Origin of the sequence: Collinsella aerofaciens, from assembly GCF_041537385.1 — a bacterium.
In the GTDB taxonomy this organism is placed as follows: Bacteria; Actinomycetota; Coriobacteriia; order Coriobacteriales; family Coriobacteriaceae; genus Collinsella; species Collinsella aerofaciens_BV.
Map to the genome: position 1 here is coordinate 162420 of NZ_JBGORS010000002.1, position 17911 is coordinate 180330.

The window sequence follows — 17911 nt, forward strand, 5'->3', positions numbered from 1 at the left end:
CCACGAACGCAAGAACTATTTTTGAAAAAGTTTGCAGGCATTCTCCCAAGCGGCTTGCGCGATTGTCTCGGCGTCCTCACCAGTGCGATCGACACGATCGTTAACCAGCGCGTTTGCCGTAATGGAGATCATTGCGGGCTCGCATTCAAGACCGCGGATGGGCTCCGGAGCCATATACGGGCAATCCGTCTCGAACAAAATGCGGTCGAGCGGGGTCGCCGCAAATGCCTCGCGCACGTCGTCGTTGCGCTTAAAGGTGGCCGCACCACCATAGGCGATATAGCAGCCCAGCTCCACAAAGCGCTCCATCGTGGCGCGGTCCTCGCCAAAGCAGTGCAGCACACAACCGGCCTGGGGCACGCCCACCTCACGAAGCACATTGTAGGCGTCCACGTGCGAGGTACGCTCCTGGTCCATGTCCTCGTGACGCAGATGCAGCTCCACCGGCACATTGCGGCGCACGGCAACTTCGAGCTGGCGCGCCATGCAGTCAATCTGCACGCTGTGGGGCGCCGGCGCGATGTCGTCGTCGTAATCCATGTGGTAGTCCAGACCAATCTCGCCGATACCGGCGCATAAGGGGTCATCGAGTGCGGCAACGACCTGTGCGTGAACGTCGTCGGTATAGTCCGGCGCGCCATACGGATGCACGCCGGCAAGATACTTGATCTGCGGGATATCCTGCATCGGCAGAATCTCGCGCGTCAGCCAGTCGCTATAGTCCGTCACGCTGCGCTTATCGGCAATGGGATCGAAGACCGTCACCAACAGGTCGATGCCCGCGGCTTTGGCGCGCACGAGTGTCTCGGGCACATCCTTGCCCCAGAACGAAAGCAGATGCGCATGTGTGTCGGCAAGCGGCGCCAAGGGCACGGGACAAGCAACCGTCTTCTTTTTCTTGGTAAACGTCACGCGTTCGGCATTAAGCGTCATGGGAAAGCTCCCGAGCCAGGCACACAAAGGCGGCGACGTCGAGCGTCTCGGCGCGCGTGGTGGGTGCGATACCGCAAGCCTCAAAGGCGGCATCGAGCACGTCCTTGGCAAAGCCGTTGGCGCTCATGGAATTGCGGATGGTCTTGCGACGCTGAGCAAATGCAGCGTCAATCACACGGGCCACAAATTCGCGATCGAGTCCTTCGGGCACCACACCGTCAACACGGTCGATACGCACGACGGCCGAGTCCACGTGTGGCGCCGGCATAAAGCAACGCGGCGGCACCTCAAAGCGACCCGTCACCTGCGCATACAGGCCAAGCTTTGCCGTATAGCCGCCATAGGTCTTGTTGCCCGGCACTGCGGCAATGCGATCGGCAACCTCCTTTTGCACCATGACGACGGCGCGCTTGAGCGCCGGCATCGTCTGGAAAAATTGCAAAATGATCGTCGCCGCCACGTTATAGGGCAAGTTCGCGACAAATACCGTCGGCTCACCGCCCGCAGCCTGCTCAATCTGCTCCGGCGTCACCCTGAGCGCATCGTCCATGATAAAGCGGAAGTTGGCATAGTCGGCGGCGTGGGCATCGAGCACCGGCTCAAGCTCGGGATCGGCCTCAATGGACGTAACGCACGCCGCTTCCTGCAGCAACGCAAGTGTCAACGTACCGCAACCCGGACCCACCTCGAGTACGCGCTCGTCACCTGCAAGCTCGGCAAGCTCGCAGATACGTTCGATCACATGATTGTCGATCAGGAAGTTTTGGCCCAGGCGATGCTTGGTCGCAAGGCCAAACTCCTCTAGCAGCTCCCTAGTTGCCGTGGGGTTTGCCAAAGGCGAAGTTGTCATGGTTGCCTCCTTAGCATGATGGCGGCGTCTTGAAACAAAAGGGCATGGACCGTGGCGGCCATGCCCTTACAGCTAAACAGCAAATTGCCGATATGGCGCTTGCGCGGTCTCTACGCCAGACGCGGGAACAGCGGGTCGCCCTTCTCGACGGGCTGACCGCCGGCAAGCAGGCCCCAAGTGCAAATGCCCTTGAGGTCGTCGCTCGCGGCCTCGCCCTCACAGGACAGGCGGCGCAGAGCCTCGATAGAAGTCTGGGGCATGAGCGGCATCAGCAGGTGGGCGGCGATGCGGATGGCCTCGAGCAGGTTGTAGATCACAAATGCCAGCTCGTCAGCCTTGGCCTCGTCCTTGGCAAGCGCCCAGGGCTCGGAGTCCTCGATGTAGTGGTTGGCGGCATGGATGAGCTCCATAACCTCATCCTTGGCTCCACCGTAATCGAGCACGTCCATCTTGGCCATGTAGCGCTCGACCAAACCGTCGGCAATCTTTGCCAGCGGGTTATCGAACGCGTCGGCAGACGCCGGTTTAGCCGGGGCGCAGCCGTCAAAGTACTTTGCGCTCATGTTGAGCGAGCGCGAGATGAGGTTGCCCCAGCTGTTGGCCAGATCGGCGTTGTAGACCTGCTCCATGCGATCGAAGCTGATGGCGCCGTCGGTGCCGGGGACCACGTCGGTCATAAAGTAATAGCGGTAGCCCTCGACGCCCAGCATGTCGATAACATCCTGCGGAGCGATGGCGTTGCCGCGGCTCTTGGACATCTTCTCGGCCTTACCGGTCTCGGCATTGCGCACGGTCAGGAAGCCGTGGGCAAAGACGTGCTCGGGCAGGGCCTCGCCGATGGCCATGAGCATGGCGGGCCAAATGACGCAGTGGAAGCGGATGATGTCCTTACCCACGATGTGGAACTGCGCGGGCCAGCGATAGGCCAGCTCGGCACGGGCCTCGTCGGTGTCGACACCGTAGCCGACGGCCGTCATATAGTTGAGCAGCGCATCGAACCACACGTAGGTCACGTGACCCTCATCAAACGGGACCTGAATGCCCCAGTCAAAGCTCGTGCGGCTCACGGAAAGGTCGTTAAGGCCGCCCTCGACAAAGCTACGTACCTCGTTCATGCGGAACGCAGGCTCGACAAAGTCGGGGTGCTCGTCATAGAGCTTGAGAAGCTTGTCCTGGAAGGCGGAAAGCTTAAAGAAGTAGGACTCCTCCTGCACGCGCTCAAGCGGACGGTGGCAGTCGGGGCATAGATGCTGACCGACGCTGCCGTACTCCTCGTCGCCCTTCTGGACCTGCGTATCGGTGAAGTAGGTCTCGTCAGGCACGCAATACCAACCGTCGTAGCTGCCCTTATACAGGTAGCCGGACTCCTTCATGCGCTCCCACAGATACTGCACGGCATGATGCTGGCGCGGCTCGGTGGTGCGGATGAAGTCGTCGTTGGAAATCTCGAGCTTGCTCCAAAGCTCCTTGAAGTGCGGGGCCTGACTATCGGTCCACTCCTGCGGCGTCATGCCATGCTTGGCTGCGGCCTCGGCGACCTTCTCGCCGTGCTCGTCCATGCCAGTCAGGAACTTGACGTTATAGCCGGCGGAGCGGCGATAGCGAGCCTGAACGTCGGCGATGATGGTGGAATAAGCCGTGCCCAGGTGCGGATCGGCGTTGACGTAGTAGATGGGCGTCGTGATAAAGAACGAAGGCTTGCTTTGATCCATGGGGTTTGTCCTCCAGAAAAACGTTGCATACAGGGGATGATTCTAGCGCAAGGGCTGGATATCCTCCATCTATTGCATATCGAGCACCATGGCATAGACATCGCGCTTGCGGCGCGAATACTTCTGAGACAGGCGCTTGGCCACCGCAGAGGCGGGCTCCCCCTCCTCGAGCGCGGTGCGGATATCCTCGCGTAGGGCCTCGTCGGGATCCACTACCGCAGCGCCAACCGGCGCGATGCCGGCCTCCTCATCCTCGCTCGGCGGCGCGATGACCAGCGCAATCTCGCCCTTTACCTCGCCGCGAGCACGCAGCTCCTCGGCAAGCTGGTCAGCGGGCCCGCGCAAGACCTCCTCGTGCAGCTTGGTGAGTTCGCGGCAGACGGCAACCTCACGCTGGGGAAAGACCTCCGCCACGGCCTCGAGCGTCGCCACGATGCGATGTGGAGACTCGTAGAAGATGAGCGCGCCGGGCACCACGGCAAGGCGCTGCAAACGGCGCACACGGTCGCCGTGCTTTCGGCCCAAAAAGCCCTCGAAGAAAAAATGCTCGCAGGGAATGCCGGACGAAACAAGCGCCGTGACGCAAGCAGAGGGCCCGGGAATAACTTCGACGGGCACATCGGCCTCACGCGCCGCCTCGACCAACGCCTGGCCGGGATCGGACACGCTCGGCATGCCGGCGTCCGAGGCAAAGGCGAGGGTCTCCCCCGCCAGCAGACGGTCGACCAGGCCGGCAGCGCGGCTAGCGATCACATTCTCGTCGCAACGGACAAGCGGCTTGGAAATGCCCAGGTGCATCAGCAGCTTTGACGTCACACGCGTGTCTTCGCAGCAGATGGCATCGGCGGCGGCAAAAGCCTCACCAACGCGCGGGGACAGGTCGCCCAGGTTGCCGATGGGCGTGCCGACCACATAGAGTTTGCCCGTATGGGCGCTGTTTTGCGTCATATCAACCTATTCAATCATGCCGCGCTCGAGCGTACCGAGCGCCGCGCGGGCGTCCCATGCTGCAATGCGCTTCTCGGTCTTCCACGTTTGGAAGAACCAACCGGCAGCCGGCGCAAACGAAGCCAGCTGGTTGGCGATAAACACGCGCTCGTAGGCATTGCGGCCCTCGGGCGTAACCGACGAGTTGGCAAAAATCGCCGCGCCCGACCATTCGCCCACCAGCACGGGGAACCCAGTCGAAATCGCTTCTTTAAGTTCGCGCTTGTTACGCGAAATCGCCGTCGTCAGCCCGCGAGGGCTCGTGATGTCGAGCGCATACTCGTCGCGGTAATGGTACAGGTGAAGGTCCATGTAGACGTTCTTGTACTTGGCGCCGCGCATAAAATGCTTCCACTCGCTGGGATACCCCGACGACGAGAAGACGACGATCTTATCCTCGGGCATATACGAACGGACGAGCTCGTAGGCATCGCGATAGAAATTGCGCAGGTAGTGAGCGGGAATGCCATCCGTCATGGTGAAGAGGCTCTTGCGAACGCTCATCTGCGGCGTGTCCAGCAGCTCAATGCCCAGCAGGCTCTCGGCCTCGCCATAGCGATCGGCCAAGCGCTCAAGCACGTCGAGTGCGACATGACGGCCGTTGGTGGACGAATGCCACTCGGCGACAGCCTCCGGCGTGGTGGGTGAATCGTTGGAATCGCCCTGGCCACCTGGCACAGTTGCCAGATCGAGCAGCACGCGGATGTCGTATTTGGCAGCCCACTCAATCGCGCGGTCGATGTAATCGACAACCGATATGTAGGAGGCATCGGACTCCTGTGAGCCAAAGGCATACCAGGGCACCGGCAGACGCACGGCATTGAGACCGATCTGCGCCATGCGGCGAAAATCGTCCTCGCTCACAAACGTCTCGTAATGGCGGCGCATGCGCTCGTTATAGGCGGCGGTACCCATGGCCTCCTGTAGCTCGGCCGCGTTGGATGCACCGGTCGCCGCGTACAGCGACGGGGTCACCCAAGGCTCGGGAATAAACCAGCCAGAGAGATTAACGCCGAGTATCCTCTCCATCACTGCCCCCTTCGGATCATGCAGGTCGAACCCGCATCGTATTGCATAGGATAAGTATCGTTTTGAGTATACCCGCGTGTGCGGACAGGCGACCGAACGGTCTGTAAAGTGACGCGAAAGTGGAAGGAATGTCTGGGAGCAGACGAGCTCGTAATGGTGCGACGAGGCGTGTACGCGCGCCGGAGGCAGGCACCGGAAAGCGCGTCCCGTTCTATCGCTCAATAATGGGGCGCATTTTCCGCAGAACCCTACATAAAAGAAAAGGACCCCTTTGCAGAGGTCCTAGTCAATTCAAGGTGGCGGGGAAGGGAATCGCGTCCGCGCGCTGCGCGGACGGACCGCTGCGGCGCTTACGCGCCTTGCGAGCTGCGCTGGCAAACGCTTACGCGTTTACTCAGTTCCGCGCCCTCACGGGGTTCGATTCCATGTGGGGGCTGCATAAAAGAAAAGGACCCCTTTGCAGAGGTCCTAGTCAATTCAAGGTGGCGGGGAAGGGAATCGAACCCCTGACACGAGGATTTTCAGTCCTCTGCTCTACCAACTGAGCTACCCAGCCATTTGAGGTGTGCCTTGTTTCAAGGCTTGATTAGTATAACCAAGGACGCGTTCCGGTCAACCGAGAATTTCAAAAAAGTTTTTGAGCACAGCCTCGGTTCTTTAAATCGGCACGTCAGAGGCATCAGCCGGCAGCAAGAAGTTTTTCGCTCAGAGCCGCACGGGCAAACTCACTTGGCGTCATCCCCTCGGCAGCCGCCCGTCGACGAATGGCCTCCTTCATTCCCAGAGGAATCTTGACCGACAGCGTTGCCGTCCCCTCACCTGAGAGTGGGGGCCGTCCATGCACGATCCCACCAACGGTGTGTTCGCCATCCGGAAACTCTCCGCGCTCGTACGACTCGCACCACGCGTCAATCATTTCATCCGTTACAACCTGACCATTAGCGGCCGTATACGTCTTGCCCATCATCGACCCCTTTGCCGAGCCCGTTCAATCTCCTGCCAAAATTTCTTCTGGACTGGAGACAAGGCATGAATGATAAGCCACCCACGGACAAGCTCGACCGCGACAAGCTCCACGCTTCGTCCGTCTGGGAGCCATCCAATCGCAAGCCATCTCGGCGGCTCGTCCTTCGACTCGCGACGAACGCACTCAGTAACCGCAAGCCAAGCGCTAAGCACCTGCTTTTCCGTCAGGTGCTTTTTAGCGTTGGGATGGATCTCAACATCCATGCATCTTCTCCTCCATCTTACCCAATTTCGTATGACGAAAGTCCGCTGTCGCCAATTCTTAAGCCGGCACGCGTTGGAGAGCAGGGGTCGAAACAATGATTGAAGGGCGCTCTAGTGCGGCCCAGGCGCCGGGGCAGGAGCACATACGCCAGGGACGTACGTTTTCGTAGCGCGCGAGGATATTGCCGTCGCGATCGATGAAGGCGATGTCGATGGGATAGGCCATAAAACACGTATGGACCGAAGAGCAGCGTGGAAATGCCATGACGAGCGGCAGACCGTTGGCGGCAACCGGACACCGTCCCAGCATGCCGCGCAGGCGCACGGCAAACGACTCCGCCACCGCAAACTCGGCCGGCGTCCAGCCCAGCCTATTGAGTGCCCGCGCGTAGGCGATGTAGGACGAGACCGCGGTCACATGACCACCCCCGGACGCCATGGATCGACCGTCACCGCGCGCTCGTGCGACAACGTTGTCGGCGCCCCCAGCGGAACGCCAGCGATGCTGAGAGAAGTCGGCCACGGCTCATAGTGCATGGTGCAGGTGTAGGTCCTAAACGCACCGGATAGGGAGAGCAGACCACCATCCGATGCCTCCGCGCCTTGCTCGCTCGACACTTCGATCTGCAAGTCATAGCCTTCCATGGCATTCAGAATTTGAGTCTGGACCGTCGCCGAGGCATCGACAGAGCTTTCGTCGCCCTCCCCCTCCGACGCCACGGCGTGCGCCAACACGATGTCGGGCACCACGCGGTCGAAGCGCGCGACAGCGCTGGCAAAGATCATGACGTTGTACACAATGAGTGCCAGCACCAGCAAAACGGGCGTAACCACTGCCATCTCCACCGTCGCTTGGGCGTGCTCCTCGCGCAGACGCATGCGGATACTCATTACGACCCACCGCCCAGAGCGCCAACCAGCGTGGCGACATCGACGGTGAGCGGGATGGAACCGCCGCCGGGCAGAGGAATCTCCGCAAGCGTGAACACCGTACCGCTGATGGTGCGTTCGACTTGATATTCCAACGCCTCGCAAAGCGCCTTGGGATCGGTCACGCCCAACGGAATACTTCGCAGTTTGTCTTGCGCTTGAGAGAGGCCAGCAATGTCAGACCCCGGGCTCTTAATGACGTTGGCGGAATCAGTCAGCACCGGCTTTCGCAGGCGCAAGTCGCACGGTTCCAAACCCAGCGCCGCCACGGACGCCGAAACGGTATCGCCGAGCCACGATGCAATGGAGCCCAACGCGCCGCTGCCCCCTCCTAGGCCTTTAATCATCTCGTCCATAAGTTCGTCGGCCGAACCTTGGATGTCTCCGTATCCCACAAGCAGCCGTCCCCAAACATCCATGACGCCATCGAGTACGCCGGCAACGCCACCCGAGCGTTCCTTCAATGTCGAGAAAAATCGCGAAAGCACGTTGTTTTGCGCCGTCGCCTCATCGGGCGCCAGTACCGCGGCAGAGATGGCACCGCGACTGCCAAGCTCAACCGCCGTGTTAAACGAAGAGTTAAGTTGATCGGGGCTGGTAATATCACCCGAAACTGCAAAGGCGACTACGCCGTTGCGGCCAGGTGGGGCGATACGCGGACGCTCACCGGAAAGTTCTTTGATGGCGGTATCGAACGCATTGCCCGCACGGTCGGCTTCGTCCTCGGTCTGACGCTCGAGCTCGAGCTCCTTGTTGCGGCAGTCGACGTAGTCCTCCAGGGCGTCTTTAAACTTGTCAAAGTGATACTCGAAGCCGTTTTCGATAGAGGTTGAAGGCGCCGCAACAGCACCAAGCGACAAAACGCCAAAATGGCATTTGCTGCATTTATCCTGTCCATCGTAATCGGCAACCGAAGCAAATCCGCTCGGCGTCCCTTTCTTATAGTTAGGGCAGGTCGTCCCGTAATGCAGATACGCCTTGTCATCGTTCACGCTCGTCGGCCACACCGCATCGGTATAGAGTTCCGTCGCCCGAACCTCATCAGAGTTGCGCGGCAGCAGCGGAATATAGGAGGAAACCCTGTCTCCGTTCTCGGTTATATGTGCCCGATCGACCTCCGCGCTCGCATAGGTATAAAACGCCTTACGCGCCGCAGACTCTGCCTTCATCTCGACACTCGAGCCGTGGGGCTTCTCATTTGTCAGACGCCAATGGTAGTAGTCCTTCGCGCGATCAAGGGCAACTTGGGGCTCCCACGTAACGCTCGATGAGTAATGCGGATTTTGAACACCGGAGAGATCCGTTAGGCTTTTCGCACGCTCCCACATGCAAGAACAGCTGCCGACCGAGCCCTTGTCAGACCCACCACAATCCGCCAGCCAAGCACGCTCTTTAGCCTTCGCCGTGTCCTCAGAAGCCTTCCGCAGCTCCTCGGCCGCACACTCTAAATCATCTGATGTGTCTTTAATGGTATCGGTCGAGATCTCTGATCCTTTGAGCGCAGCGAAGTCAGACTCGGATGTCCTGGGCACGGCAAGCGCCGTACCGGTATAGGTCACACTATCGGTATCCTGCGCCGACACCGCCTGCGTGGCACGCGCGGCGATCAGATACGGCAGAGCCGTCTCGATTTTCTGTAAGCCTTCCGATGCGCTTTTGGCAAACTTGTTGCGCGTTTTAATGATCTCAATCCCAGTGTCGACCATATTGCCGGCAACCGGCTCGGCACCCGGGATGAGGATGGCGACCAGGCCCGTCCCGATCGTGGCAAACCCCGCCAGCCCCAGACTCAAGATGCTCGCATCAACCACCGTGGCAGCCGTGTGATAGGACGACACTACGTTGGCACCCGCCAGCGCGCCGCTATCAGCCGCCACCTGGGTATCCCCGGCACGCGACATGCTCCATATCGCCGCGGTCGACGAAAACAACAATGTGAGCACCACTAGGATGACCACGGCAGAAGAAAGCGTGGTATAGGCGCCGTCTTCGATAAACAGATCGACACCGGCTCGACCCATAAAGCCGCCTCGCTTGCGATGGCAGCTCGGACGGTGCGTCAAAACGCGTCTAGACCAGAAACGCTTAATCCCATGCAGCAATCCACGAATCATAATCTCCCTCCAGCCATTCGGGACGCGATTGATACGAGACATCGACCTTGAGTTCAACGTAGCCGCCTTCGGCGGTACCACCCATAGCCTGCGCAAACGCACCGATCACAGGCAACGGCTTGACCTCGCCGGAAACGGACACGGACGAGACGTCACCCGCACCGGCCCGGCCAAGCTCGATATCCCACGACAACGGCCCGCCGGCATGAAAGATCGAAACGTTGGGCACTGCGGCAAGTCGGCGGCGGGTGAACTCCTTAAGATCGTCGTCCTCCGCCGTCGTCGTGGTCATGAGCCGCGCGGTCTCGGCGGCGGCAGACTCCATGACCGCGCGCGTATAGAGCAGGCACACCGGTTGCAGCGCGAGAAGGATGAGTGTCAGAAACGTCGGCAGCAAAAAAGCGGCCTCGACCGTAGACTGCGCCCGGTCCTCGCGCGCGGCATCAATACAACGCGATGTCCTTAGCGGCCGCAGCGGCGTCGATAACCGACGTCGAGGCAACGCCATGGGATGCCGCCCGCTCAACCAGCGCCGCCAAGCGCCCATCGGTGCCGGCACGCCAAAGTCCCGCGATCGCCAGCACGATCGATAACAGCGCCACCGTGACGATGGCGTATTCGACCGTCGCCTGGGCAGATTCCTCACGCAGGACATCATGCATTTCACGATCCCTCCTTTGAGTCCGTTGCCTGCGGGCTCAGGCGCACGGCGCGCAGACGACACGAAGCATCGCCAGCATCCGCGGCAATTGTCACCATATCGACCCAGCCGCGTCCGTCGCGCACGATGGCGCCCCACACGTTTCCCTTGATGTCGAGATAGCCGCTCAGAGCAAGTTGCGCCGTGGGTACCTCGCGATAGGCACGCAGCATATCCGCCGCCGCTTCGGTCATCGGTCGGTCCTCGGACCATGCAAGCCGGACCGCAATCGCGTTGCCCTCAGGCGAATCCGTCGCAGTGCCAGACCGCTTGTCGAGCGTCCGCAGAAAGGTTTGCGCCGTGACAGCGACATCCGAATCGTCCGCATCTCGCATCTCATCTTTTTGAGACGCCACCGCCGAATCTGAGCCCAAATCGGAGGCGGTCCCAGGACGCTGCTGCCGCGCGGCGTTAAGCCCCCAAAGCACCGCCGCTATCGCCACGGTCAGGCAAGCAAACACCAGCAGCACCCCGATGGGGCGCTCGCCCTCTACAGGCTGTTGATGCCCTCGCTGATAGCGTTCCATAGATCTTGGACCTTGCCCTTAAATGCGACGATGGCGATAATCGCGATCACCACGAGCACGCCGACCAAGATGGCATACTCGGTGGTACCCTGTGCACCCTCCTCCTGCAATAGTTCCTTGGCGCGCTGACGAACATGTGCCGCCCGGCAAAACGCCCAGCCCTGGACCTTGCCAGCAGCGTCAGTCATCGTGTTCATGTATTCCTCCCTACATCATCCCGCCTGTTCCCAGCAGCGGGCCCAATATGGACAGAAGCAACCCCGGCAAGATGAGCGTGCCGGTGGGAATCAGCAGCTTGACGGGCGCACGCTCGATCTCGCGCTCGACCGCGGCGCGATGAGCCGCACGGATCTCGCGACTTTGAGCGGCCAGCGTCTCGGCAAGTGGGGCACCCAGGGCGAGCGCCTGCCCCACCGTGATGGCAAAGGTCTCGAGCGCTCGCACGTCCAGGTCGCGCGCGGCGGCCAACAACTCGTCCTCACGCGTGCCCACGCCCACCTGCCACGCCATGCAGGCGCGCTCAAGGCGAAGAGCCAGCACTGACCGGCGGTTGGCGCAGAAAATCTCAAGCGCCGCATCAAACGAAAGACCGGCCGAAAGACCCAAGCGCACAACATCGATCATCTCGGACACTTCGCCGAGCGACACTCGCGCCGGGCCGCCCGCTCCAACCGCGCCCTTCACTCGCGCGGTCAGAGCATCGACCACCGAGCGACCCGCGGCAGCGACCAGCACCGCCTCGCGCTTGCAGGCCCCTGCGATCTTGCGTGCATCCGCCCGATCCAAACCCGTCGCGACAAATACACTCAGGGCGCACAGGCAAGCCGCAACTGCAACCGGGGCGCTCATAGCTCCACCCGCATAATGCGCCGGATAACCACCAGGGCAACGGCGTTGAGGGCAAGATCCAGCACCACAGCGCCCGCGCCGGCAGGCGTCGCAAGACCGCGACGAAAATCTGCCGAAAGCAGCGCCAACACCGCGCACATGCCCGCCGGCATCGCCGCGACCATATGCGCAGACATGCGAGCCTGCGACGTCTTAACATCTAGGCGGCGCTTGAGCTCAATGCGCTCCCCCACCATGCTCGACGCCTCGGACAGTAAGTCGGCAAGCGGAGCGCCGGTGCGCTGAGACACCTTAAGCGCCAAGGTCACAAGCGAAAGACCGGGGGCGTCGATACGCACGAGCAAGTCATCGAGCGCGTCGGTCGCCGAGATGCCGCAATCGATCGCCGCCGCCACCCGCAAAAACTCGGTATGCACTGGCTCTTGCGCATGAGCGCCCACAAAGCGCATGCCCTGGGCCAGCGAATGTCCTGAGGCAAGCGACATGGAAAGTGCGGTAAACGCCTCGGGCATTGCCTCTTCTGCATCGTGTTGCTCGCGCCGGCTCTCAAAGCCATCCCGAGCGGCACCAACGGCAAACGGAGCAACAAGTCCCAAGGCAAATCCGAGGGGCGATAACGACACCATCGTTAGTAAAACGCAGCAGACACCGCTCGATAGCAGCAGAAACGTCAAACGTCCCGAAGCATCTTCGATCACGAGGCCAAGGCGATGCGCCGGAGCCAGCGATGCCCACGAACGGGCGATCTTTTTCAGCAGATCGTTTTCCACCAGCTCACGCGGCAGCTTCTCTGTCACCGTCTCGAGCGCCTGACGTGCCAGCTCCGCCGGCGGTACCTGCGGCACACGAGGTTCCGCCCCGCACGCCGTCGCGACAGAAAGCCCTGCCAAACCCCCTACGACGAGGGGCACAGTGATCTCCATTCGTCCACCTCCTCTTGTGTGAGCGTCCCCGACCGCAGGCCTTCTGCGATAAACGGCGGCTCGCGGTCAAGCGTCCAGGTGCGCTCGGCGGCATCGAACGTCACATAGCGCTCGAGCTCTACGCCGCCCGATGCGGCGCGTCGCACCCCCGAATACGAGGAGACGAAACGCCTGCCATCGGCGTGGCGCTCGGACATCACGATGCCGTCGAGCGCCATGGCAATCTGCTCCTCGATGAGCTCGCTCGGCAGATCGATGCCATAACGTGCAAGCAACGTCAGACGCACCACGGTCTCCTGTTCTGAGCCCGCATGAAGTGTGGTGAGCGACCCGTCGTGGCCCGTGTTCATGGCCTGCAACATGTCGCAGCACTCGGCACCGCGCACCTCGCCCACCACGATGCGGTCGGGGCGCATGCGCAGGGCATTGGTCACCAGGTCGCGGATCGTCACCGCGCCCTCGCCCTCAATTGAAGCCTCGCGCGCCTCTAGACGCACCACGTGCGGATGATGCGCAAACTTGAGCTCGGCAGAGTCCTCGATCGTCACGATGCGCTCGCCGGTGGAAATCTCGCATGACAACGCGTTGAGCAGGGTGGTCTTACCAGATCCCGTGCCTCCCGCAACCGCCAGGTCCTGTCGCAGCGACACCGCGCACGACAGCAGCTGCGCATACCAAAGCGGCAGCGACCCCAGCCCCACAAGCTCGTCCAGCGAGCAGATACGGTCCGAGAACTTTCGGATGGTGAGAATCGGTCCGTCAATCGCCACAGGCGGAATCACCGCGTTGACGCGATAGCCCGTTTTGAGGCGAGCGTTGACGATGGGGCTGCGCTCGTCGATACGGCGGCCAAGTGGCGAGATAATGCGGTCGATAAGCACACGGATCTGCTCATCATCCTCAAACGCATGCTCGATGGGGTACAAGACGCCGCCACGTTCAAAGAAAGCCGAGCGGCAGCCGTTGATCATGATCTCGGTAACGGTGTCGTCCTCGATGAGCGGCTGCAACGGCCCCAAGCCCACCACGTCATCCAAAATCTCGTCGATGATAGTCTCGCGCTCGGGCGTCGCGAGATCGGTCGGCTCCTCAACATTGAGCGCCGCCTCCACCGCAGGACGCAATTCCGAGCGGGCAAGTGCCGGGTCGATATAGGCGCTGATACGCGCCACTTCGTCGTAACCCATGCGGTCCATCACGGCGCGCTTGGTGCGTCGTTTCACCGCGCGGCGACGCCCCGCATCTACAGGCGCTGCCGCCGCCGCAGCGCCGGCAGCCTTAATCCTCGTTTGCAGGCTCATCGCTGATCACCCTCGCGCGACCAGGGAAGGCGAATACGCGGGCGTTCGGTGCGCATTGCACGGTCGGCGACCATATCGCTCCAAGGGCCGACGGCGCACCCCAGTTCCACGAGCATCTCGCGCGTGGCCTCGCGCACGCTGGTCGCAAAAGCGCTGGTCTGCCCCACTGCCTCGTCAGCACGCCCAAACGCCATGAGCGCGGCGAGATCCTGCCCGCCATCGGCGATACGAATCTTGGAGCTCAACGCACAGGCAATCTCAAAGCGCATAGCGACATCCTCGTCTGCCCCGCGCGCACCGAACCGGTTGAACACGGCGCTCATACGCGTGCGCGGCACACCTACTCGACTTGCCAGTTCAATGACGCGCGACGCCGATGTCGCGGACGACACCGCAGCATCGCCAACGACCAGGCAACGGTCGCTCGCCGCCACCGCAGCCGCCACGGCGTCGCCCCAAAAGACCGAGGTATCGATAAAGACCACGTCGGATTCGCGACGCAGAGCATCAAGCAGTAGCTCCACCGGACGTGCCATGAGCTCGGCTTGCTCGGGCGCCGCGACGGGACCCCAGAGCGTAACGCCCGGTGCCACGCGCATCGATGTGGCTACGATATCCGGCTCGGTGAGCGTGCCCGCCGCCGACGGCTCGATAAGTGCCGCCATATCGCGCGGAGCATCGACGCCTAACAAGTCGTAAAGGTTTCCAAACATCAGGTCCAGGTCGAGCACGGCGGCACGCAAGCCCAACAGCGACGATGTGTGTGCCATGGTGGCAACGATCGTCGACTTGCCGCAACCGCCCGAACCCGAAATGGCGCAGATGACCGGAGCTCGATGCGGCGAAGCGGCAGCGTCTGCCGGCGGCATCGGAGGCGGCGGGGCGGGCGTCGGTGACAGCGTCCCCGTCTCCCCCGCCGCAACCGCATGCTGCGTCCAAGCCGGCATGGCAGCTTGTTCGGTCTGCGAGGCAGGCTCGTTCTGTGCAATCTGCTCATGCTGCATCAGCGACAACTCGCCGCACCCGGCAAAGCCCTCAACTTCATCGAGTTCATCCGCCAGATTCACGCCGTGCACGTATCCCATATCTACAACCGGGGAATCGCCAGCATGCTGCGCCGGCCCTCCAGCGTCATCGTATACAAGAGGGTTCCGGGGGCGCCGACCATGCTCGGCTTCCGCTTTTCCATAATCATCAACACGCGGGCCTCTTGTAGCGCGAGGCGCCCCGGGTTCCCTATCAACAAAAGCATCGGGCTCAATCGTCATGCGCCGATCGGAATCAACCGCTCCCTCGCCCGCGCGCCCGTTGCCGCATATACCGTGTGCAGCGATGACCTCGGTCGCCCCCGCGCGAAACAGCCCCTCGATATCCGACGGATCGAGCGCTTCTATCAACACGACCACGCGACTCACGCGGCCTTCGGCCGTCAGGCGCGCAACAGTCTTGCGCACATCTTCGGTATCAAACAGAGGCGCCGCGATGATGGCAGCCCCGCGGCGCGACGGAAACGCCCGCGCCATGGAAACCAGCCCGTCCAGGTCACCCACGCGAAGCACCTGTGCACCCACATCACGGCCCTCGACTTCCCGCTGCAACAGCCCGTAATCGCCGCACGCGCAGCACGCAAGCCAGATCGCCTTCATCACTCGTCGCCTCCGCTCTTTTTGCCGCGCGCCGTGGCGGGAATCGTCAGGCTGACCGTTCCCTTGCCCGAGGCTCCCAGCAGTTCCTTGACGTCTTCGGGGTCAGCCGCCAGCGTCACCCATTCGATCTTGCCCTCGCGCGTGGCACCGGAATCCTCACTGGTATCGATCACGTACGCGCCGCACAGCCGATCGGTTACGCCGTCTTTTTGCACATACACATCCACGTAGCTGCCCACGCCCGTAGCACCGCCGACCGAGTGCTCGGCATCGACCGCCACCGAAACGGCGACCTTGCCCTTAGGCACCTCGAGCTTGCGGCTCTCGGCCTTGGTGTAGACATTGCAGATCACGGCGTTTTTGGGAATACGCGAAGTCGTCACGTCGCCGCGCACCTGGCGCAGCTCGGTCGCCGCGTCACGCGGCAGCAGGCTCGTCAGCCATTCCTGGGTTATGACATTGGTCTCATCGAGGGTCTCGCCCACATCGATATCGCGCGCCGCGACGCATACCTCGACGCGATCGCCACCGTACTTGGCCAAGGTCTCAGCCTGGACCTGTTCGGCTTGCGAGCGGATCGATGAACCGTAAACCATGCAGAGCAGAGCAGCGAGCACGCCCGCGACCAGACTGATAGCGATGCGCTTGCTCTTGTTCACGGCCGCTCCTCTCATGGCAGTGCCGGGCGAATGCCCGTACCACCATTGTCTGGGCGGTCAGAGTGCAAAGCGGCGCAATCGCGATCTTGGTTTTCGATGTCAAACCAATCGCTGACCAAAAGCTGACCAGCCCGTCAAGCTCGTGGCAAGGTTTTGGTCGGCACGTCAGCAAACTGCATGTTTCGAGGCTTTTCCGCAGCAAAAAGCCGTCTCCCGAACAGTTGGGAGACGGCTGTCATAGGAAAAATCAATTACAGATGGACATCGGGATCGAGCATTTGAGCGCTCACGCGCATGGATGACGCCAGGTTTTGGAACGTTTCCAGACGCAGGCTGTCAATCTGCCCGGCGTCTTCGGCCTCGCGAACGGCGCAACCCGGCTCATGGACATGCGTGCAATCGCCAAACCGGCACGCACGCGATGCCTCGACAATCTCGGGGAAGGCGCGCGCCAGACCCCGCTCGTGACCCACGAGCGGTAGGCTGCGCAGGCCCGGGGCATCGGCGATCACGCCGGCGTCGCCCGGCAGCGTCACCATCACGCGCGCGACGGTAGTGTGACGGCCCTGGTCGTCGCGTTCGCGCACACCGCCGGTCGCCAACGTATCGTGGCCCAGCAGTGCATTGAGCAGCGTCGACTTGCCGGCACCCGACTCGCCCAGAATCATGGCGCAGCTCCCGACAGGCACGCAGGCACGGACCTCGTCCAGGCCGCGGCCCTCGGCAGAGGACGTCACGATCACGCGCACGTCCGGACCCACCAGGCGGCACACGCGGTCCAGATCGCGCTCGAGCTCCTCGGTATCGCAGCGATCAGCTTTGGTGAGTACCACCACCGGCTCGGCATCGCAGTCGAGCGCCAACACCAGCGAGCGCGCCACGCGGTCGAGCAGCACCTCACCGGCACCGAGCGCCTGCACGATTAGCACGCTATCCACGTTGGAGCAGAGCACCTGGCGCTCTCCGCGGGCACGGCCGCGCCAACGCTCAAAGCTCGTACGGCGCGGCAGCACGCACTCAATCACGCCCATATCGTGCCCGGGAGCGCGGCGCACCGCCACACGATCGCCCACGGCAGGCAGCAGGACCTCGTCCTCACCGCGCGACTTGGCAAACCCCACGGCATGCTCGGCGCGGAAGGTATCGTCGGCAGTCGCCACCAGCGGAAACCCGCGATCCAAGCGCACCACGGCGCCAAGCTGCATCTGCTCGGGCTCCTCGGCATGTGCGCAGAAATCATCAAAGGCAGTCTGCTGAGCTTCATCGACCGGCAGGTCATCAAACGCCGGAACGTCCTGCAGCGCGTCGAGTCCCGGCACGCTTGCCAGCAGCTCCTCAGCAGATGCGGGAGCCTCGGTCGCGAGCTTCCGACGACGATCGCGCTTAGCCCGCGCCCCCGTCGTCTTTTTCTTCGCTTTAGCCTTAGCCTTGCCCACAGATGCCTCCCAGCACAAAACCACACAACTGAGCAGGTATTTTACCCACAAAAAAGAGTCGGTCGAGCAAACGCTCGACCGGCTC

The 17911-nt window shown here is 61.9% G+C and carries 19 protein-coding genes and 1 tRNA gene; all 20 read right to left on the bottom strand.

Translation table 11 applies throughout. The features are described from left to right. Nucleotides 1-15: 15 nt before the first annotated feature. The 20 genes from ACEG18_RS04150 to rsgA all read right to left on the bottom strand — a co-directional run bounded on the left by ACEG18_RS04150 (nt 16) and on the right by rsgA (nt 17595). Complete coding sequence (locus tag ACEG18_RS04150; RefSeq protein WP_372541368.1) at nt 16-933, bottom strand: TatD family hydrolase; 918 nt, start codon at nt 931-933, stop codon at nt 16-18. Then, a complete protein-coding gene (gene rsmA / locus ACEG18_RS04155; RefSeq protein ID WP_372541370.1) occupies nt 923-1783 on the bottom strand; it encodes a 16S rRNA (adenine(1518)-N(6)/adenine(1519)-N(6))-dimethyltransferase RsmA in 861 nt (286 codons plus the stop codon). Before rsmA ends, ACEG18_RS04150 begins: the two co-directional genes overlap by 11 nt. 110 nt (nt 1784-1893) lie before the next feature. Beyond that, nucleotides 1894-3495, bottom strand: a complete 1602-nt coding sequence (metG, locus tag ACEG18_RS04160; RefSeq protein ID WP_372541371.1) for a methionine--tRNA ligase — start codon at nt 3493-3495, stop codon at nt 1894-1896. Nucleotides 3496-3564: 69 nt separating this feature from the next. Then, nucleotides 3565-4443, bottom strand: a complete 879-nt coding sequence (rsmI, locus tag ACEG18_RS04165) for a 16S rRNA (cytidine(1402)-2'-O)-methyltransferase (protein WP_372541372.1) — start codon at nt 4441-4443, stop codon at nt 3565-3567. Nucleotides 4444-4449: 6 nt separating this feature from the next. After that, the gene (locus ACEG18_RS04170; RefSeq protein WP_372541373.1) at nt 4450-5511 is read right to left on the bottom strand and encodes a glycoside hydrolase family 5 protein; all 1062 of its coding nucleotides are present in this window, start codon (nt 5509-5511) and stop codon (nt 4450-4452) included. A 483-nt stretch (nt 5512-5994) separates the two neighbouring features. Continuing rightward, nucleotides 5995-6067: transfer RNA gene (locus tag ACEG18_RS04175), tRNA-Phe, on the bottom strand. A gap of 123 nt (nt 6068-6190) precedes the next feature. Further along, nucleotides 6191-6475, bottom strand: a complete 285-nt coding sequence (locus ACEG18_RS04180) for an ATP-binding protein (protein WP_035137167.1) — start codon at nt 6473-6475, stop codon at nt 6191-6193. A 324-nt stretch (nt 6476-6799) separates the two neighbouring features. After that, the gene (locus tag ACEG18_RS04185; protein ID WP_233511294.1) at nt 6800-7159 is read right to left on the bottom strand and encodes a DUF192 domain-containing protein; all 360 of its coding nucleotides are present in this window, start codon (nt 7157-7159) and stop codon (nt 6800-6802) included. Beyond that, nucleotides 7156-7632, bottom strand: coding sequence for a hypothetical protein (locus ACEG18_RS04190; protein WP_372541375.1), 477 nt, complete (start codon nt 7630-7632; stop codon nt 7156-7158). The genes ACEG18_RS04185 and ACEG18_RS04190 overlap by 4 nt, the downstream gene beginning before the upstream one ends. Further along, nucleotides 7632-9692 carry a hypothetical protein gene (locus ACEG18_RS04195; RefSeq protein ID WP_372541377.1) on the bottom strand — a complete coding sequence of 687 codons (2061 nt, stop codon included), beginning with the start codon at nt 9690-9692 and terminating at the stop codon, nt 7632-7634. The genes ACEG18_RS04190 and ACEG18_RS04195 overlap by 1 nt, the downstream gene beginning before the upstream one ends. Before the next feature lie 64 nt (nt 9693-9756). Continuing rightward, entirely contained in the window at nt 9757-10293 is a 537-nt protein-coding gene (locus ACEG18_RS04200; protein ID WP_372541378.1) for a TadE/TadG family type IV pilus assembly protein, read from the bottom strand. Continuing rightward, nucleotides 10229-10447: a hypothetical protein gene (locus ACEG18_RS04205; protein WP_117563704.1), complete on the bottom strand. Its 219-nt coding sequence runs from the start codon at nt 10445-10447 to the stop codon at nt 10229-10231. Before ACEG18_RS04205 ends, ACEG18_RS04200 begins: the two co-directional genes overlap by 65 nt. Before the next feature lies 1 nt (nt 10448). Further along, nucleotides 10449-11012: a hypothetical protein gene (locus tag ACEG18_RS04210; RefSeq protein ID WP_368145756.1), complete on the bottom strand. Its 564-nt coding sequence runs from the start codon at nt 11010-11012 to the stop codon at nt 10449-10451. Beyond that, nucleotides 10976-11209, bottom strand: coding sequence for a hypothetical protein (locus ACEG18_RS04215; protein WP_349100624.1), 234 nt, complete (start codon nt 11207-11209; stop codon nt 10976-10978). Before ACEG18_RS04215 ends, ACEG18_RS04210 begins: the two co-directional genes overlap by 37 nt. Nucleotides 11210-11219: 10 nt before the next feature. Further along, nucleotides 11220-11861 (bottom strand): type II secretion system F family protein, encoded by a 642-nt coding sequence (locus ACEG18_RS04220; RefSeq protein WP_372541380.1) that lies wholly within the window; start codon nt 11859-11861, stop codon nt 11220-11222. Continuing rightward, on the bottom strand, nt 11858-12784 hold the full coding sequence (locus ACEG18_RS04225; RefSeq protein WP_372541382.1) for a type II secretion system F family protein: 927 nt from the start codon (nt 12782-12784) through the stop codon (nt 11858-11860). The genes ACEG18_RS04220 and ACEG18_RS04225 overlap by 4 nt, the downstream gene beginning before the upstream one ends. Beyond that, entirely contained in the window at nt 12757-14085 is a 1329-nt protein-coding gene (locus tag ACEG18_RS04230) for a TadA family conjugal transfer-associated ATPase (RefSeq protein WP_006235095.1), read from the bottom strand. The genes ACEG18_RS04225 and ACEG18_RS04230 overlap by 28 nt, the downstream gene beginning before the upstream one ends. Next, on the bottom strand, nt 14082-15731 hold the full coding sequence (locus ACEG18_RS04235; RefSeq protein WP_372541384.1) for a nucleotide-binding protein: 1650 nt from the start codon (nt 15729-15731) through the stop codon (nt 14082-14084). The genes ACEG18_RS04230 and ACEG18_RS04235 overlap by 4 nt, the downstream gene beginning before the upstream one ends. Further along, nucleotides 15731-16390 carry a Flp pilus assembly protein CpaB gene (gene cpaB / locus ACEG18_RS04240; protein WP_231500753.1) on the bottom strand — a complete coding sequence of 220 codons (660 nt, stop codon included), beginning with the start codon at nt 16388-16390 and terminating at the stop codon, nt 15731-15733. The genes ACEG18_RS04235 and cpaB overlap by 1 nt, the downstream gene beginning before the upstream one ends. Nucleotides 16391-16641: 251 nt before the next feature. Continuing rightward, on the bottom strand, nt 16642-17595 hold the full coding sequence (rsgA, locus tag ACEG18_RS04245) for a ribosome small subunit-dependent GTPase A (protein ID WP_372541599.1): 954 nt from the start codon (nt 17593-17595) through the stop codon (nt 16642-16644). Nucleotides 17596-17911: the final 316 nt, after the last annotated feature.

Bases quoted from the DNA above. Each gene is read 5' to 3' on its own strand.
- ACEG18_RS04150 (WP_372541368.1), bottom strand. From the start codon at position 933: ATGACGCTTAATGCCGAACGCGTGACGTTTACCAAGAAAAAGAAGACG.
- rsmA (WP_372541370.1), bottom strand. From the start codon at position 1,783: ATGACAACTTCGCCTTTGGCAAACCCCACGGCAACTAGGGAGCTGCTA.
- metG (WP_372541371.1), bottom strand. From the start codon at position 3,495: ATGGATCAAAGCAAGCCTTCGTTCTTTATCACGACGCCCATCTACTAC.
- rsmI (WP_372541372.1), bottom strand. From the start codon at position 4,443: ATGACGCAAAACAGCGCCCATACGGGCAAACTCTATGTGGTCGGCACG.
- ACEG18_RS04170 (WP_372541373.1), bottom strand. From the start codon at position 5,511: ATGGAGAGGATACTCGGCGTTAATCTCTCTGGCTGGTTTATTCCCGAG.
- ACEG18_RS04180 (WP_035137167.1), bottom strand. From the start codon at position 6,475: ATGGGCAAGACGTATACGGCCGCTAATGGTCAGGTTGTAACGGATGAA.
- ACEG18_RS04190 (WP_372541375.1), bottom strand. From the start codon at position 7,632: ATGAGTATCCGCATGCGTCTGCGCGAGGAGCACGCCCAAGCGACGGTG.
- ACEG18_RS04195 (WP_372541377.1), bottom strand. From the start codon at position 9,692: ATGGGTCGAGCCGGTGTCGATCTGTTTATCGAAGACGGCGCCTATACC.
- ACEG18_RS04200 (WP_372541378.1), bottom strand. From the start codon at position 10,293: ATGGCGTTGCCTCGACGTCGGTTATCGACGCCGCTGCGGCCGCTAAGG.
- ACEG18_RS04205 (WP_117563704.1), bottom strand. From the start codon at position 10,447: ATGCATGATGTCCTGCGTGAGGAATCTGCCCAGGCGACGGTCGAATAC.
- ACEG18_RS04210 (WP_368145756.1), bottom strand. From the start codon at position 11,012: ATGGAACGCTATCAGCGAGGGCATCAACAGCCTGTAGAGGGCGAGCGC.
- ACEG18_RS04215 (WP_349100624.1), bottom strand. From the start codon at position 11,209: ATGAACACGATGACTGACGCTGCTGGCAAGGTCCAGGGCTGGGCGTTT.
- ACEG18_RS04220 (WP_372541380.1), bottom strand. From the start codon at position 11,861: ATGAGCGCCCCGGTTGCAGTTGCGGCTTGCCTGTGCGCCCTGAGTGTA.
- ACEG18_RS04225 (WP_372541382.1), bottom strand. From the start codon at position 12,784: ATGGAGATCACTGTGCCCCTCGTCGTAGGGGGTTTGGCAGGGCTTTCT.
- ACEG18_RS04230 (WP_006235095.1), bottom strand. From the start codon at position 14,085: ATGAGCCTGCAAACGAGGATTAAGGCTGCCGGCGCTGCGGCGGCGGCA.
- ACEG18_RS04235 (WP_372541384.1), bottom strand. From the start codon at position 15,731: ATGAAGGCGATCTGGCTTGCGTGCTGCGCGTGCGGCGATTACGGGCTG.
- rsgA (WP_372541599.1), bottom strand. From the start codon at position 17,595: ATGCAGCTTGGCGCCGTGGTGCGCTTGGATCGCGGGTTTCCGCTGGTG.